The 14,786-nt window shown below is 60.8% G+C and carries 13 protein-coding genes and 1 pseudogene; 11 read left to right on the forward strand and 3 right to left on the reverse strand.

The window, feature by feature from the left end:
• Positions 1–78 precede the first annotated feature (78 nt).
• Entirely contained in the window at positions 79–435 is a 357-nt protein-coding gene (locus FHX09_RS01125) for a hypothetical protein (RefSeq protein WP_132588017.1), read from the reverse strand.
• A gap of 541 nt (positions 436–976) precedes the next feature.
• On the opposite strand from FHX09_RS01125, the gene FHX09_RS01130 reads away from it, so the two are divergent.
• From FHX09_RS01130 to FHX09_RS01150, 5 genes are all read left to right on the forward strand, one after another.
• Positions 977–2,656 carry a glycoside hydrolase family 3 N-terminal domain-containing protein gene (locus tag FHX09_RS01130; protein ID WP_132588016.1) on the forward strand — a complete coding sequence of 560 codons (1,680 nt, stop codon included), beginning with the start codon at positions 977–979 and terminating at the stop codon, positions 2,654–2,656.
• Positions 2,657–3,261: 605 nt separating this feature from the next.
• Entirely contained in the window at positions 3,262–4,233 is a 972-nt protein-coding gene (gene nadA, locus FHX09_RS01135; protein ID WP_132588015.1) for a quinolinate synthase NadA, read from the forward strand.
• Positions 4,230–5,768, forward strand: coding sequence for an L-aspartate oxidase (locus FHX09_RS01140; RefSeq protein WP_184449095.1), 1,539 nt, complete (start codon positions 4,230–4,232; stop codon positions 5,766–5,768). Before nadA ends, FHX09_RS01140 begins: the two co-directional genes overlap by 4 nt.
• Before the next feature lies 1 nt (position 5,769).
• A complete protein-coding gene (gene nadC, locus FHX09_RS01145) occupies positions 5,770–6,621 on the forward strand; it encodes a carboxylating nicotinate-nucleotide diphosphorylase (protein WP_183718755.1) in 852 nt (283 codons plus the stop codon).
• Between the two features lie 67 nt (positions 6,622–6,688).
• On the forward strand, positions 6,689–7,501 hold the full coding sequence (locus tag FHX09_RS01150) for a PhnD/SsuA/transferrin family substrate-binding protein (protein ID WP_132588013.1): 813 nt from the start codon (positions 6,689–6,691) through the stop codon (positions 7,499–7,501).
• A 41-nt stretch (positions 7,502–7,542) separates the two neighbouring features.
• On the opposite strand, the gene hutC is transcribed toward FHX09_RS01150, so the two are convergent.
• Positions 7,543–8,289 carry a histidine utilization repressor gene (hutC, locus tag FHX09_RS01155; protein ID WP_132588012.1) on the reverse strand — a complete coding sequence of 249 codons (747 nt, stop codon included), beginning with the start codon at positions 8,287–8,289 and terminating at the stop codon, positions 7,543–7,545.
• A gap of 189 nt (positions 8,290–8,478) precedes the next feature.
• On the opposite strand from hutC, the gene FHX09_RS01160 reads away from it, so the two are divergent.
• The 6 genes from FHX09_RS01160 (at position 8,479) to solA (ending at position 14,327) form a co-directional block, all read left to right on the forward strand.
• Entirely contained in the window at positions 8,479–9,321 is an 843-nt protein-coding gene (locus FHX09_RS01160) for a transporter substrate-binding domain-containing protein (protein WP_007795659.1), read from the forward strand.
• 100 nt (positions 9,322–9,421) lie between these two features.
• Positions 9,422–10,147, forward strand: coding sequence for an ABC transporter permease subunit (locus tag FHX09_RS01165; protein WP_007795662.1), 726 nt, complete (start codon positions 9,422–9,424; stop codon positions 10,145–10,147).
• 9 nt (positions 10,148–10,156) lie between these two features.
• Positions 10,157–10,861: an ABC transporter permease subunit gene (locus tag FHX09_RS01170; RefSeq protein WP_007795665.1), complete on the forward strand. Its 705-nt coding sequence runs from the start codon at positions 10,157–10,159 to the stop codon at positions 10,859–10,861.
• A gap of 29 nt (positions 10,862–10,890) precedes the next feature.
• The gene (locus FHX09_RS01175; RefSeq protein ID WP_007795667.1) at positions 10,891–11,667 is read left to right on the forward strand and encodes an ATP-binding cassette domain-containing protein; all 777 of its coding nucleotides are present in this window, start codon (positions 10,891–10,893) and stop codon (positions 11,665–11,667) included.
• On the forward strand, positions 11,664–13,157 hold the full coding sequence (hutH, locus tag FHX09_RS01180) for a histidine ammonia-lyase (RefSeq protein ID WP_184449097.1): 1,494 nt from the start codon (positions 11,664–11,666) through the stop codon (positions 13,155–13,157). The genes FHX09_RS01175 and hutH overlap by 4 nt, the downstream gene beginning before the upstream one ends.
• A gap of 9 nt (positions 13,158–13,166) precedes the next feature.
• On the forward strand, positions 13,167–14,327 hold the full coding sequence (solA, locus tag FHX09_RS01185; protein WP_184449099.1) for an N-methyl-L-tryptophan oxidase: 1,161 nt from the start codon (positions 13,167–13,169) through the stop codon (positions 14,325–14,327).
• Positions 14,328–14,606: 279 nt separating this feature from the next.
• On the opposite strand, the pseudogene FHX09_RS29550 reads toward solA, so the two are convergent.
• A pseudogene (locus FHX09_RS29550) lies at positions 14,607–14,786 on the reverse strand (hypothetical protein); the annotation flags it as partial.

Here is a 14,786-nt window from a genome sequence, read left to right on the forward strand (position 1 = left end):
CGCACAAAAGCTATCGGCCGAGAGACCGGCATCGGTTGGTGGTCCCCTCTAGCGCGGACCACCAACGTCGCGTTTGTTTCAGCGGGAATAGAACGTGATGCTACCGTCGGCAGCTTGCTCGACATCGACGATGTTGGATACCTTTACGCCGGCCTGGTGAAGCTTTCCGGCAAGTGGTTTGTTCTGCTCAATCGCTGACCGGATCCCTTCGATGGCACCGGTCGAGCGGTCTGACGCGGTACCGCCCCGAGTGAGGTGCTCCGGAGAAAGGTCCCAGTTATTGACCTGGCGGACGTCGAAGGTGGCGTTGTAGGAACGAAGGGTCGTTTCGAGCGCGTGCGCCGTATTCATGTCGAGACTGTCGGCAAGTGTAACATTCGCGAAGGTAATCGAAGAGATGACTGCGACTGCAGCGAGGCTGAGAATGCGATTCATGTTCTTAACCTTTCGGGGGGGTTCAGGCATTCGCTTCGCCTAAGGCGAGGATCAATCTTTTTTTACTCCACTGGGCGAAGACCATGGAAGTGTACGTCGCTGCGAGATGCTTTGGTACCAGACGACAGGCGAGGCTCCACTCGACCTATGTCTAGCTATGCGCGGTCGCTTGCACGGATGATTTCGGCTGGAAAGCATGTGGTGATCGCGCGAGGCCCAACGCGGCTCGAAAGGTCGTTAGGCATCCTTGTGTCCTGATTTACGTTGACTTTATAATGAGTTAGAGGTTGGAGAGTCCCCAGTCTTGACATAAAATTCTGGCGGTTTTCCTCATCCTGCCAATGCGAACTCCCGACCTGAATGATGGGAACCGTCGGAAGAGTTACCCATACCTCCGGTGAGAACAGGCGAGCGCGCTTTAGCGCTTTGTGACCTTATTGCCTTCTGCTCTAAGAGAGTGGATAGTCGCTCGCCTTAGAGCTTTCCCATCATGGCGTGCATACGCAACTATCGCCACAAAGCGTTGATCACGGAGGGACTTGTGACGATATACGATGAACTTCGCAAACCGCCGTTCAACCTTGATGACGCCGCGATCGCCTGGGTCCGCGAGGTTTATGCGTCGCTCGATCTCGACGACAAAGTCGGCCAGCTCTTCACCTTGATCATGATTGGGACGGATGAAGAGGAGTTCGCGCGCATTGGTGCATTGAGGCCGGGTGGGGTGACCCGATTTTTCACGCCGGACCTCGACTTTGAGCGGCGTGTCATCTCAGACCTCGTCGCCAGAAGCAAAGTGCCACCGGTCATCAGTGCAGATCTGGAAGGAAGCCGCCATTCCTTCGCTTTCGGCACACCGGTGCTAGGGCAACTTGGTCTCGCCGCCGTCGACGATGTCCAGGCGACCGAAAAAAGTTCCGAAATCTTGGCCCGCGAGGGTAGAGCAATGGGGGTACGGTGGTCCTTTACTCCGGTCATGGACATCAATGCTGCCTTCCGATCACCGATCGTCGGCACGCGCTCCTACGGTTCGGATGTCGACAGAATTGAGCGCCACGCCGTCGCCCATGTTCGCGGCCTCCAGCAGAATGGAATTGCCGCCACCGCGAAGCACTGGCCGGGCGAGGGATACGACGACCGCGATCAGCACCTCGTTACGACCGTCAATCCACTCTCGATTGAACAGTGGGAAGAAACGTTCGGACGACTTTATAGAAGGCTGATCGGCGAGGGCGTGCTGGCCGTGATGAGTGCGCATATTTCCTTACCGGCCTATGTCCGGTCTAAGATTCCCGATGCCGGGCTTGAAGCTTTCCGGCCGGCCTCTGTTTCGCGGTTACTGAACATCGATCTTCTCCGTGATCAGCTCGGCTTCAATGGCATCATTGTCTCTGACGCTACGCCGATGGGTGGCTTGTCGGCCTGGGGTCACCACACGAAGACCATGCCTGACATTATCGCCAATGGCTGCGACATGATCCTCTTCAGCGACGCACCGGAGGAGGATATGGCAGCGGTCAAGTCCGCTGTCGAAGATGGGCGAATAACGCCTGAGCGACTCGAGGAAGCGGTTCTTCGCGTGCTGGCTCTCAAAGCGCACCTCAAACTCTTTCAGCCGTCGGATGTCCTGCCCGATGCTGCGGAAGCGCGCAACCTGCTTGCGCATCCCGACAGCGTTGCTGCTTCCAAAGAGTACATCGCTCGCTCACCCACGCTTGTGAAAGATGTCCACAGCATCTTTCCGCTTGATCCTGCGAAGACAAAACGCGTCCTGTTGGTCGATGGAGGCATCATCCATCCGCTCATGCAGCAGCCACTGAAATTCCTGCTGCCGGAGCTCTTGGCCAAAGAGGGATTTGAAGTCACGATCGACCGGCCGGACATCGTGCCAAGCCCTGACGACTTCGATCTGGTAATTTACGCCCTGGGCGACGAGTCGCTGCTCGTACGGGGCCGGATATTCGTCGACTGGCATCGGATGGGCGGCGGGGGCCTGTTCAAGGCCATGTATCGACCCTGGACGAATATTCCCTCCGTGATGATCTCCTTCGGTCATCCATATCATCTCTACGATGCGCCGCGCGTACCAGCCTATATAAACGCGTACTCGACCATGGATACCGTGCAGGAGGCCGTTGTGGAGTGCATGCTTGGGCGCAAGCCTTTCCTTGGCACAAACCCGGTCGATCCATTTTGCGGCCTTGAGGATGCGCGCTATTGAAGCGTAAGGCCCGGCCCGGTCACGCTCACGGTCGGGCCGCATGGCTCTCTTGCACGGTGAAGCGAATTTAAACCTGCCAGCGACACAAGGCTCGCACGGTGCCGCACTGGTGCGGAACCGGCTTGTCAACTGTGCGACGCCCGAAATCGGATTAACAATCGGACGCTCGCGTTCCCTCTTCGCTCCAGGCGGCTGCACTGTCGGCGGTGCCAGCGACTTCCTGTCGGCGCTTCAGGCTTCTTGGCCATCGGCGTCAGGTCCTTTGGCCGCCTTTGGGACGCGTCGGGTTTGTGTCGTTCGTCTTCATGGCGCTCACCATGTTCCGCCTTTTGTTTCGGCCGGAGCGCGAGATATTTGGCTGCCAATCCACAAGGCATCGAATCTTGAAGACGTCCTTCTTGGTCGTTCCTGAACCTGTCGCACCATGTGGCCTCGGATTTACGTCCGGACTGCCACTAATCAGGAGCAATCTCAGCCACGTCTTCCTGGAAGAACGCGCCCTTGCGGGATCAAAACTGCCGCTCTCCCGCAATTGACATATGCTCAGTATGAGAATATCCATGGGCCCATGATATACTCAGATAGAGCATAAGCAGGAGTCGGCCATGAACCACAGCGTTTCCGCGTCCTCCCTTTATGAGCGCGTTCGCCGCGTCATTCCCAAGGCGGAGTGGATGTCGTTCGAAGATGACGTCGAGGCGATCCTTAAGCTGAAGCGGCAGCGCAACGCCGTCATTCTCGCACACAATTACCAGACGCCGGAGATTTTCCACGGCGTCGCCGATATCGTCGGTGACAGCTTGGCGCTGGCGCGCAAGGCGATCGACGTCGAGGCTGACGTCATCGTGCTTGCCGGGGTGCATTTCATGGCCGAAACGGCCAAGCTCCTCAATCCTAACAAGACAGTGCTCATCCCGGATATGGGGGCGGGCTGCTCGCTAGCGGATTCGATCACGCCGCAGGACGTGGCGCTTCTGCGCGAAGCGCACCCCGGAGTGCCTATTATCACCTATGTGAATACCTCCGCGGCCGTGAAGGCAGCATCCGATATCTGCTGCACATCCGGGAACGCCAAGCAGGTCGTCGAGTCTCTCGGTGTACCGCGGGTGCTAATGATCCCGGACGAGTATCTCGCCCGTAACGTTGCACGCGAAACGATGGTCGAGGTACTTGCTTGGCATGGACATTGTGAAGTCCACGAACTGTTTACGGCCGATGACGTCAGGCAGTTGCGCGAGAATTATCCTGGTGTAACCGTGTTGGCGCATCCTGAATGTCCGCCAGATGTCGTCGCCGAGGCGGACTTCGCCGGATCGACCGCAGTGATGTCCGATTTCGTCGGGCAGCAGCGTCCGGCCCGCGTGGTTCTCTTGACCGAGTGCTCGATGAGCGACAACGTCGCGGTGCATCATCCCGATGTCGAGTTCATCCGTCCCTGCAATCTTTGTCCGCACATGAAGCGGATCACGCTCGCCAACATCCGTACCGCACTGGAGGAAAATCGCCACGAGGTAACGGTCGACCCTGACATTGCCGTCGCCGCCCGGCGCGCCGTCGAGCGGATGCTTGCGATATGACCGAGCTTCTCGACGCGTTGAGCGGACAGGTTGTCGTCGTTGGAAGCGGGCTCGCCGGCCTGATGACGGCATTGACGCTCGCGCCGCAGCCCGTCGTTCTCATCACCCGCGGTGCCATTGGGACGCAGACATCAAGCGCCTGGGCGCAAGGCGGAATCGCGGCCAGTCTTGGTGAGGATGACAGCGCTGAGTTACACCTTTCCGATACGCTTGCTGCCGGCGACGGGCTGTGTGATCCGCATGCTGCATCCGAGATTATCGCTGAGGGCCCAGCCGCCATTGCAGCCCTGGAGCGTGCCGGCGTCGCTTTCGACAGGGACGGCCTGGGGAGGCTGGTACTTGGTCTGGAGGCCGCGCATTCGCGTCGACGCATCGTGCATGCGTCAGGCGACGGGTCTGGTGCTGCGATTGTTGCCGCTTTCGTACGAGCGGTCGCCAACACGCCTTCGATCACGGTACTTCAAGCAACCGAGTTGCGCTCGCTTATGGTCCATGACGGCTCAGTCAACGGTCTGATTGTTTCCAGACGCGCGCAGATTGCCGCCATCATGACCAACAGGGTGGTGCTGGCGACGGGTGGCATCGGCGGGCTCTATGACGCGACGACCAATCCCATGTGCAATTTCGGCCAGGGACTTGCGCTGGCGGCCAGGGCAGGGGCGCGCCTTGCCGACATGGAATTCGTGCAATTTCACCCGACGGGTCTTGATTCTGCGCGCCGGCCGCTGGCGCTCGTCAGCGAGGCGGTGCGCGGCGAGGGCGCCGTCCTCGTCAACGACAGGGGCGAACGCTTTATGTCGGGCATCGATGGAGGAGAACTGGCGCCGCGCGACGTTGTTGCGCGCGCCATCAGCGCAGAAATTTCACTGGGGCGGCATGTCTTCTTGGATGCCCGTTGCGCGCTCGGCGATCGCTTTGCACTCCGATTTCCGACAATCCAGGCGCTATGCCGTGAGGCCGGCATCGATCCGGCAATCGATCTCATACCGGTGCGCCCTGCAGTTCACTACCACATGGGCGGAGTTGCGACCGATTTGGCGGGACGCAGCTCGGTTCCAGGCCTGTGGGTGGTCGGCGAGGCGGCCTCGACCGGGCTGCATGGCGCCAATCGTCTGGCCAGCAACTCGTTGCTTGAGGCGGCCGCGCTCGGCATGCGGGCTGCCCGTGATCTTGGCGGGACGTCGACGGGTCGGGTTTGGGCGGTGCCGGAAGTGCCGCCTGTGTCAGCGCCAGATGCCTCGTGCGTGCGCACGATCGTGTCGCGCCACCTTGGCGTGCTGCGTAACGCCGGGGCTCTCCAGGGAGCAATCGCGGCCCTGTTGCCGTTCGCCGAAGCCTGCGGCCCTGCCGCCGATCCGGCGATTGTTGCGTTGACGATTGCTGTCTTTGCAATGCTGCGCAAGGAGAGCCGCGGCGCACACGCGCGCACCGATTTTCCACTGCAGCTGCCGCTTGCCGAACGCCGTTTCATGACGCTCGCCGATGTGCTCGACGTCGCGCGTGCCGAGACCCATTCTTTTGCCCGGAGTGCCTGACATGTCTCTTGCCCCTTTGCCGCGCCTTGTCATCGAACCGCTGGTGCGCGCGGCCCTTGTCGAAGATCTGGGCCTAGCCGGCGATATCACTTCGGCCGCCGTTATCCCGGCGGATCATCGCTCGTCTTTGGTCATGGTCGCGCGGCAGCCTGGTGTCATTGCCGGTCTCGACGCCGCCGAGCTCGCCTTCCAGCTCGTCGAGGCCGCAATCACGATGACCCGCCACATGGAGGACGGGTCGCGCGTCGAACCCGGCGACACCATTGCCACGATCACCGGGCCTTCGCGCGGCTTGCTGACGGGGGAGCGCACCGCGCTCAATTTTCTTGGACACCTGTCTGGCATTGCGACGGTGACGGCAAGCTTGGTCGAAGCTGTCAGCGGCACGAAGGCATCGATTGCCTGCACCCGCAAGACGACGCCCGGGCTGCGGGCTCTGGAAAAATATGCAGTTCGCGCAGGTGGCGGCATGAACCACCGGTTTGCACTTCATGATGCCGTCCTGATCAAGGACAATCACGTAGCCATTGCTGGCGGCGTTGCCGCGGCGATCGCCCGCGCCCGCGCTGGCGTCGGGCACATGGTCAAGATCGAGGTCGAGGTGGACACGCTTTTGCAGCTGCGGGAGGCTATGGAAGAGGGCGTCGATGCAGTCCTGCTCGATAATATGACGCCGACGCAACTGCGCGAAGCGGTCGCAATCGTCAACGGCCGTGCGATCACCGAGGCCTCGGGTCGGGTAACGCCCGCAACAGTCGCTGCAATCGCCGCCTCCGGTGTTGATCTCGTGTCGGTTGGCTGGTGTACGCACAGCGCCCCAACGCTGGATATCGGGCTCGATGTGCAACGCTGACTGATATCATTGGCAATTCGTCGGCGCGTGACTATGTTCGCGGCGCGTCAACGAAGAGACTTGGAAAATGCGCCTCGCCAGCCTGTCGATGTATGTCGATCCACCGCCGTTGATGGAGGCGACTGCTGCGCTCTGGCGCTACATCAGCGGCTACCTTCGAGAAGAGGCCGGGTTGTCCGACGTGCCAACGGAACTCGATCGTTCGTTGTCCTACGACGAAGCCTGGCTCTATCCAGATCTCATCCTCGCGCAGACCTGCGGTTATCCCTATGCGAAGCGACTGCGCAGCTCCGTTCGTCTGGTCGCAACGCCAATCTACGATCTGCCCGGCTGCGAGGGCCCCTTAATGCGCAGTTTCATTGTCGTTCATAAGAATGCGGCAGCTCGATCGCTTGTAGAGCTCCGCGGTTTGCGTGCCGCAGTCAACAGCCATGAGAGCAACTCGGGCAGCAATCTCTTCCGTGCCGAGATAGCCCCACTCGCTGAAGGTGGACACTTCTTTTCCGAGGTGATCGAGACCGGCGGCCATGGGGCGAGCATCGCTGCAGTCGCGGCCGGCAGGGCCGACGTTGCCGCAATCGATTGTGTGACCTACGCCAACATAGGGCGCTTTGCGCCGGAGAGGCTTGCCAGTCTGCGCATTCTTGCCGAGACGGCCAGCGCTCCTGGACTGCCCTTCATTACCTCCAGCGGCGCCTCGGATCGCGAGGTCGAGCAACTGCGCGATGCGCTTCAATCGGCGATCACCGAGCCCTCCTTGGCGCGCGTCCGCGAAACGCTTTCGCTTTCGGATTTTGTCACCCTTTCCGAAGCAGACTATGAGCCTCTTGTGGATTTGGAACGCAAGGCCGTCGCACTTGGCTATCCGCGGATCGGCTAGTCAAGTGCGGAAACGCACACATGTTCCATATACAACTGAGGCTATTCCTCAAACACCTTTCCGGTGCGGGCCTCCAGCCGGTAGCGGTTGCCGGGATAGATGAGACGGGCCGTAGAGACGACGTGGCGCCCTGACCAGGTCCGGCGGCGGATCGCCAGGCATGGTTCGTTCTTGAGGATGGTCAAGAGCTTGCACTCCCAGGACTGCGGCATCGCTGCCTCGACAATGTGTTCGGATCCGCTGAGCGGGGCGGCCGCCGTCAGATAGGCGTTGGGTGTCAGCGAGGCAAAATCCTGCGCCAGGTAGTCAGGGGCCGCTGCCGGATTGACGAAACGGTCTTCGATCTGCACCGGCACGCCGTTTTCGCTGTGCACGATCAAGGAGTGAAAGACGGGTGCGCCGATATCGAGCTCCAGCGCGTCCGCCGTCTCTGGAGAGGCTGCTTCCTGGGCTAAAATCACCACCGCGGCCTCATGCACGTGGCCGCGCTCAGCAATCTCTTCGGCGATGTTGCGCACCTCGAACAAGGCCGAGTAGCCCTTGCGCTCCGCGACAAAGGAGCCAACGCCCTGAATACGAACCAGCTCGCCCTCGCTTGCGAGTTCACGCAGCGCCCGGTTGGCGGTCATCTTGCTTACGCCAAGCTCCGTGACCAATTCGTTTTCGGAAGGCACGCGATGCTTCGGAGGCCACTCGCCGCTGTGGATGCGGTCGAGTATCATCTGCTTGACACCGGCGTAGAGCGGTGCGGTATCGTTATCCCTCTTCATCTCGCTTGGACGCTTCATTGCCTATTCCTTTTGCAACGGCGGAATCCGCTCGATAAATCGACTTTCCTCTTGCATAACACAAAATATCTCATATGGTACCCTATACAACCTCTCGAAAGCTCGACCAGCAAAGGTCGGCATCGGGCAAGCCGGCGAAGACCGGTGTCGGACCCAAGGTCAATCGTCACTTCAGAGGAGATAGAACCAATGAAATTCAGCGCGCTTCTTCTTTCCAGCGCCTTTGCGCTTTCGGCCTTCGCCGCTCCTGTCGCCGCCAAGGACTGGAAGACTGCCACCATTACACTTGAGGGCGCCTATGCGCCTTGGAACATGACCAATGCCGACGGCACGCTCGGCGGCTTCGAACCAGAGCTTGCCAAAGTTCTGTGCGAACGCGCCAAGATCGAATGCAAGCTCGTCGCTTCCGACTGGGACGGCATGATTCCTGCGCTCAATGCCGGCAAGTTCGACGTCATCATGGATGCACTGTCGATCACCGAAGACCGCAAGAAGGTCATTGGTTTCACGATCCCCTACGCTGCGACGCCGGCAGCCTTTGCGACGGCCAAGGATAGCCCGCTTGCCAACGCAGCCGGCACCGGAGCAACGATCAAGATGACGCCCGGCCAGACCGGCGTTAAGGAAGTGGATGCGCTGAAGGAAGCCTTCAAGGGCAAGACGATCGGCATTCAGGCCGCCACCGTCTATGCCAAGTTCGTTTACGACAATTTCGGCGACATCGCAGAAATCCGCGAATACAAGACCGGTGCCGACCGCGATCTCGATCTGCAGAACGGCCGTATCGATCTCGGCTTCGACGATGCCGTCTACTTCGCCAATGCTTTCCAGTCCGCAAACGATACGCTGGCCTTTACCGGCCCTGAAATCGTTGGCTCGATCTGGGGCGAAGGTGAAGGCCTCGGTATCCGTCAGGCAGATACCGACCTTCGCGACAAGTTCAACGAAGCGATCAAGTCGGCGCTGGCCGACGGCACCGTGAAGAACCTGTCGATGAAGTGGTTCAAGGTCGACGTCAGCCCGCAGAACTGATTTCCGGCGGAGGCCGGACGTCCCGGTCTCCGGCTTCAATGCCGGGGGCCGCATGCTATTCTGACACCGCCGAGACAGCGGCGGGCGCGGGGAACGTGATATGGCAACACTGGAACTGATTGGATTCGGTTCGACCGGATGGGGCGCGCTGCTTCTGCTCGCCACGTTGATTACACTCGCCGTGACTGCAAGCGCGCTTGCGATCGGAGCCGTGCTCGGTGCGACAATCTCTGCGGCCAAGCTATCCGGCAAGGCGTCGCTCGTCGCGCTCGGTAACGTCTACACGACCGTCTTTCGCGGCGTGCCGGAACTGCTCATCATCTATCTCATCTATTTTGGAGGTTCCTCCGCGGTCACCTCGATCGGCAAGGCGATGGGCTACGAGGGCTTCCTCGGGCTGCCCTCCTTCCTCGCGGGTGCACTAGCTGTGGGCATCATCTCCGGTGCCTATCAGGCGGAAGTTTTCCGCGGAGCCTACCTTGCCATTTCCAAGGGCGAGTTGGAGGCGGCATCTGCCATTGGTATGCATCGTGGCGTGCGGTTTCGTCGGATCATTATCCCACAGGTGCTGCGTTTGGCGATCCCTGGTCTCGGCAACGTCTGGCAGCTCAGCCTTAAGGATTCGGCATTGATCTCGGTGACTGGCCTGGCGGAACTGATGCGCACCAGTCAGGTCGCTGCCGGTTCCACGCGACAATATTTCCTGTTCTTCATCGTCGGCGGGATCCTCTATCTGATCCTGACGAGCCTGTCTGACCGGGTCTTCAATGGCGCCGAGCGACGCGCCAATCGCAGCATGCCGACGGCGGCCATGGGAAAGGCGTGAGGTAGCACCATGGATTTCGCTTTTCTTGCTCAAACGATGACTACCCTGCTCAAGGCCGTCCCGATGACCTTGGCTCTGTTTTCCCTATCGGTCTTCTTTGGTGGCCTTCTAGCGCTCCTGATCGTCTGGATGCGCGTCGGCGGCAATCCGGTGCTGTCGGCGATTGCCAAGGGATACATCTTCGTCTTTCGCGGCTCGCCGCTGCTGATCCAGATGTTCCTCGTCTTCTACGGCCTTGGCCAGTTCGGTTTCATCCGCTATTCCTTCCTCTGGCCGTTCTTGCGCGAACCGTTCGTTTGCGCAGTGCTTTCTCTGGCGCTGTGCACCGCAGGCTACTCCGCTGAAATTTTCCGCGGTGGCATTCGCGCCGTCTCGCCACGTGAGATCGAGGCCGCTCGCTCGATCGGCATGTCCGGCGCGCTGCTCGTGCGCCGCATTCTAGCGCCGATCGCCTTCCGTCACGCGCTGCCGGCCTATTCCACCGAGATCGTCCTGATGATGAAATCGACCGCGCTCGCAAGCCTGGTCACGGTATGGGAAGTGACCGGCGTGGCGCAGCGCCTGATCTCGCAGACCTACCGGACGATGGAAGTATTCCTCTGTGCGGCCATCATCTACCTCGTTCTCAACTTCATCATTCTGCAGGCGATGTCCCTGCTCGAGTATTCGCTCTCGCGACACCGCCGTGCGATCCCGCCGGCGTTGAAAGCCTAAGAGCGGAACGGACACGATTGGAGCTTTCAATGCCAGGCGTTACCCGACTTTCCGTCCGCAACATCCGCAAGAGCTTCGGCACGCATGAGGTCCTGCGTGGCATCTCGCTCGATGCTCAGGATGGCGACGTCATCTCCCTGCTCGGGGCCTCCGGCTCCGGAAAATCGACCTTCCTGCGTTGCATCAACCTGCTGGAGATAGCAACCGACGGCGAGATCTGGGTGGATGGCGAGCAGATCCGCATGATCCACAAGGGCGGCGCGAGCCGCCCCGCAAGCCAGAAACAGGTCGACCACATCCGCTCGGAACTCGGCATGGTTTTCCAGTCCTTCAATCTCTGGTCGCACATGACGATCCTGCAGAATGTGATCGAGGGACCGGTTCATGTCCTTAAGCGTCCGCGCGCCGAATGCATCGCCGAAGCAGAGGTGCTCTTGGAAAAGGTCGGCATAGCCGACAAGCGACATGCCTATCCAGCGCATCTCTCCGGCGGCCAGCAGCAGCGTGCCGCAATTGCCCGCGCGCTCGCGATGAAGCCGAAGGTCATGCTTTTCGATGAGCCGACCTCCGCCCTCGATCCCGAACTCGTCGGCGAGGTGTTGCGTGTCATGCGCGCGCTTGCCGAGGAGGGGATGACCATGTTGGTGGTCACCCACGAGATGAGCTTTGCCCGCAACGTCTCCAACCGGGTTGTCTTCATGAAGGAAGGCCTGGTCGAAAGCAGTGGCGCGCCGGACGAGATGTTCGGTGGCGGCGCCTCGCCCGCCTTTCGCCAGTTCATCGGCCATTTCGGAAGCGGACAATGACCATCACCATCGACACACGGATCGGCTGGCGCGACGTGGCACGCGTCGCAGCAGGCGAGACGCTTGCGCTTTCGCCTGCTGCCTGGGCTCGCGTGGACAATGCCAGCCGCATCGTCGAACGGATCGTCGAAACCGGCGTGCGTGCCTACGGCATCAATACAGGTGTCGGCGCTCTCTCCGATACGGTGGTCGATCGCGCCTCCCAGAGCCGGCTGTCGCGCAACATTATCCTGAGCCATGCCTGCGGGGTCGGCGAGCTGTTGGCGCCGCGCGAGGTTCGAGCGATCATCGCTGCGCAAATCGCCAATTTTTCGCACGGGCATTCCGGCGTGCGTGCGGATATCATCCGTCATCTGGCGGCATTTCTGGAACGGGACTGCGTGCCGGATATCCCATCTAAGGGCTCGGCCGGTTACCTGACGCACAATGCCCACACGGCACTCGTCCTGATCGGCGAGGGGCGTGCATCGGTCGCGGGCAAGCGAATGAATGGCCGCGAGGCCCTGAATGCGATCGGCCTTCAGCCGCTCGTGCTCGGTGCGAAGGAAGGATTGAGCCTTGTCAATGGTACGGCCTGTGCAACAGGCCTAGCCAGTGTCGCCCTGGCACGCGCCAGCCATCTGCTCGACTGGGCCGATGCGGTCGCGGCCCTGACGCTGGAGGCGGCAGGGTGCCAGATGGCGGCTTTTGACGAAGCCGTCTTGGCGCTGCGCCCATCGCGCGGAATCGCGAAAGTCGGCGCTTCGCTGCGACGACTTCTGGATGGTAGCGACCTGATCGCAGCAGCGCTCGGAAAGCGGACACAGGATGCACTGAGCCTGCGCTCGGTCCCGCATGCGCACGGCGCTGCACGCGACGTCTTTGATAACGCGTCCGACGTTGTCGATCGCGAGCTTGCCTCAGTGACCGACAACCCGGCGGTTTCAGGCACGCCCGAAAATCCGGTTGTCTCCTCAGAGGCGCACGCTGTCGCGCCTGCGCTTTCACAAGCCGCCGACAGCCTGGCGATCGCGCTTGCGCAGATATCGGCCATGAGCGAGCGTCGTATGGACCGGCTCGTCAATCCACTGGTCAGCGGTCTGCCGCCATTTTTGGCGAGCGATGCCGGCAGCAACTCCGGCTTCATGATCGCGCAATACACTGCGGCTGCGCTGAGCAACGAGAACCGTAGGATGGCCGCACCGGCCTCCACCGATGGTGGCCTGACCTCCGGCCTGCAGGAGGACTTTCTTGCGCACCCGACGGCTGCGGCGAACAAGCTTCTCTCGGTGACGGACAACGCAGAATACATTCTCGCGATCGAGGTGATGGCCGCCGCCCAGGCGCACGACTTCCTGGCGTCAACGGCTGCGCGCGCCAAAGGGACGGACGCAATCCATAGTGCGGTACGCCATGTCGTTGCCCACTACGGCGACGATCGTCCTCTTGCCGGCGACATAGAGGCGCTTCGGACCCTTATCCGTCACGAAGTGCCGCCCGAACTGATGTGAGTATGAGCCATGACAGCTGAATTCGACGTCGCCGTGATCGGGCTTGGCGCCATGGGGAGTGCGGCCCTTTCCTTGCTTGCAGCGCGGGGCGCCAGGACGATCGGGATCGATGCCTATTTTCCGGCCCATGCGCTCAGTTCCTCACATGGAGATAGCCGCCTCATTCGGCTCGGCTATTTCGAGGATCCTTCCTATGTACCGCTGCTGCAGCGTGCCTATCGAAACTGGCGCGCTTTGGAGGCCAAGCTTCGCGCAGACATATTGACGATCACGGGCGTCCTTCAAATTGGCACTGCGGATAGCAAGATCGTTGCGGGAACGCGCGCGTCCTGCAGGACGCATGGGTTACCGCACGAGGTTCTCGACAAGGCGGATATGGCGCGTCGGTTTCCTGCCTTTCAGCTGGACGATGAGGAAATCGCCGTCCTTGATCCCCAGGGCGGCTATCTCAGACCCGAGGCTGCCGTGATGGGTTATCTCAAACTGGCGGCCGAGGACGGTGCGGTCCTTCACTTTGGCGAGCGTGCAACCGCTATCGAGCCGGGGGATGGTGGTGTGACGATCCGTTCTGCTGTCGGCCAGTATCGCGCCAGGAAAGTCGTGGTCGCCACCGGCTCCTGGATTGGCGAGCTCGTTCCGCAACTGAGAGAGCATGCTGTCCCGATCCGCCAGGTCGTTGCCTGGTATCAGCCGCGCGACGGGTTCGCGACCGAACCGCAGCGCATGCCCTGTTTCCTGAGGGACGAGGGGATGGAGGGTTCGTATTTTGGCTTCCCGGCAATCGGCGTCGATGGCGTGAAGGTCGGCCGGCATGCGCATTTTCGTGAGCCGATCGACCCGAACCAGCCCAATCCGCCGGTCAATGATGCCGACACGGCACTGCTCGATGGCTTTATCGCCAAGCGCGTGCCTGCCGCCGCCGGGCTACGCGTCAACGCGGTGACATGCCGCTATACGATGCTGCCGAGCGAGGATTTCCTGCTTGACCTCGTGCCTGGCAATCCGAATGTGGTCGTCGCCTCACCCTGTTCCGGGCATGGCTTCAAGTTCACTAGCGTCGTTGGCGAAATTCTCGCCGACCTGGCACTGGAGGGTGGGACCGGCCTGCCGATTGCGGCCTTCTCTTTCGATGCCATGAACCGCTTCGTCGCGGCTCGAAAGCCCGTCTGATCTCGCTATAAGGGGTCGTTCCGGTGAGGGCGGAACGACGCCCTAAGCGATTGCCCCGGGGGAGGGAAGGCAGGTCGTTGTGAGGCCGTTTGGGATCGAATGACATGTCGGCGTCCGCAGATTTGTCGACACGTCATGCTGATGTGTCGATGGCGACGACCTGTTGCGAGAACATGTCGATGAAATTGGCTTTTATCGACATATTCAGCTTACAAACCCGCTACTTCGCCAGTTTGACCCTGAACCGGTCGGGCTGTGACTGTTGTTTGCGGGTCATCCTCACTCACGAATGGGCCACCGGGCGCCTTGCGTTGTGCCTGGAACGGCTCGCCTGTGCCCTCGAACATGGTCAATAAGCGCGCGCAGTTTGGGCGCCATGTTCCGCCGGTTCGGGAAATATTGAAAGAAGCCGGGAAAAGGCGGCAGGAAGTCGTCCAGTGCCGTAGTGAGCTCGCCGCG

The sequence above is a fragment of the Rhizobium sp. BK538 genome, assembly GCF_014197575.1.
GTDB lineage: Bacteria > Pseudomonadota > Alphaproteobacteria > Rhizobiales > Rhizobiaceae > Rhizobium.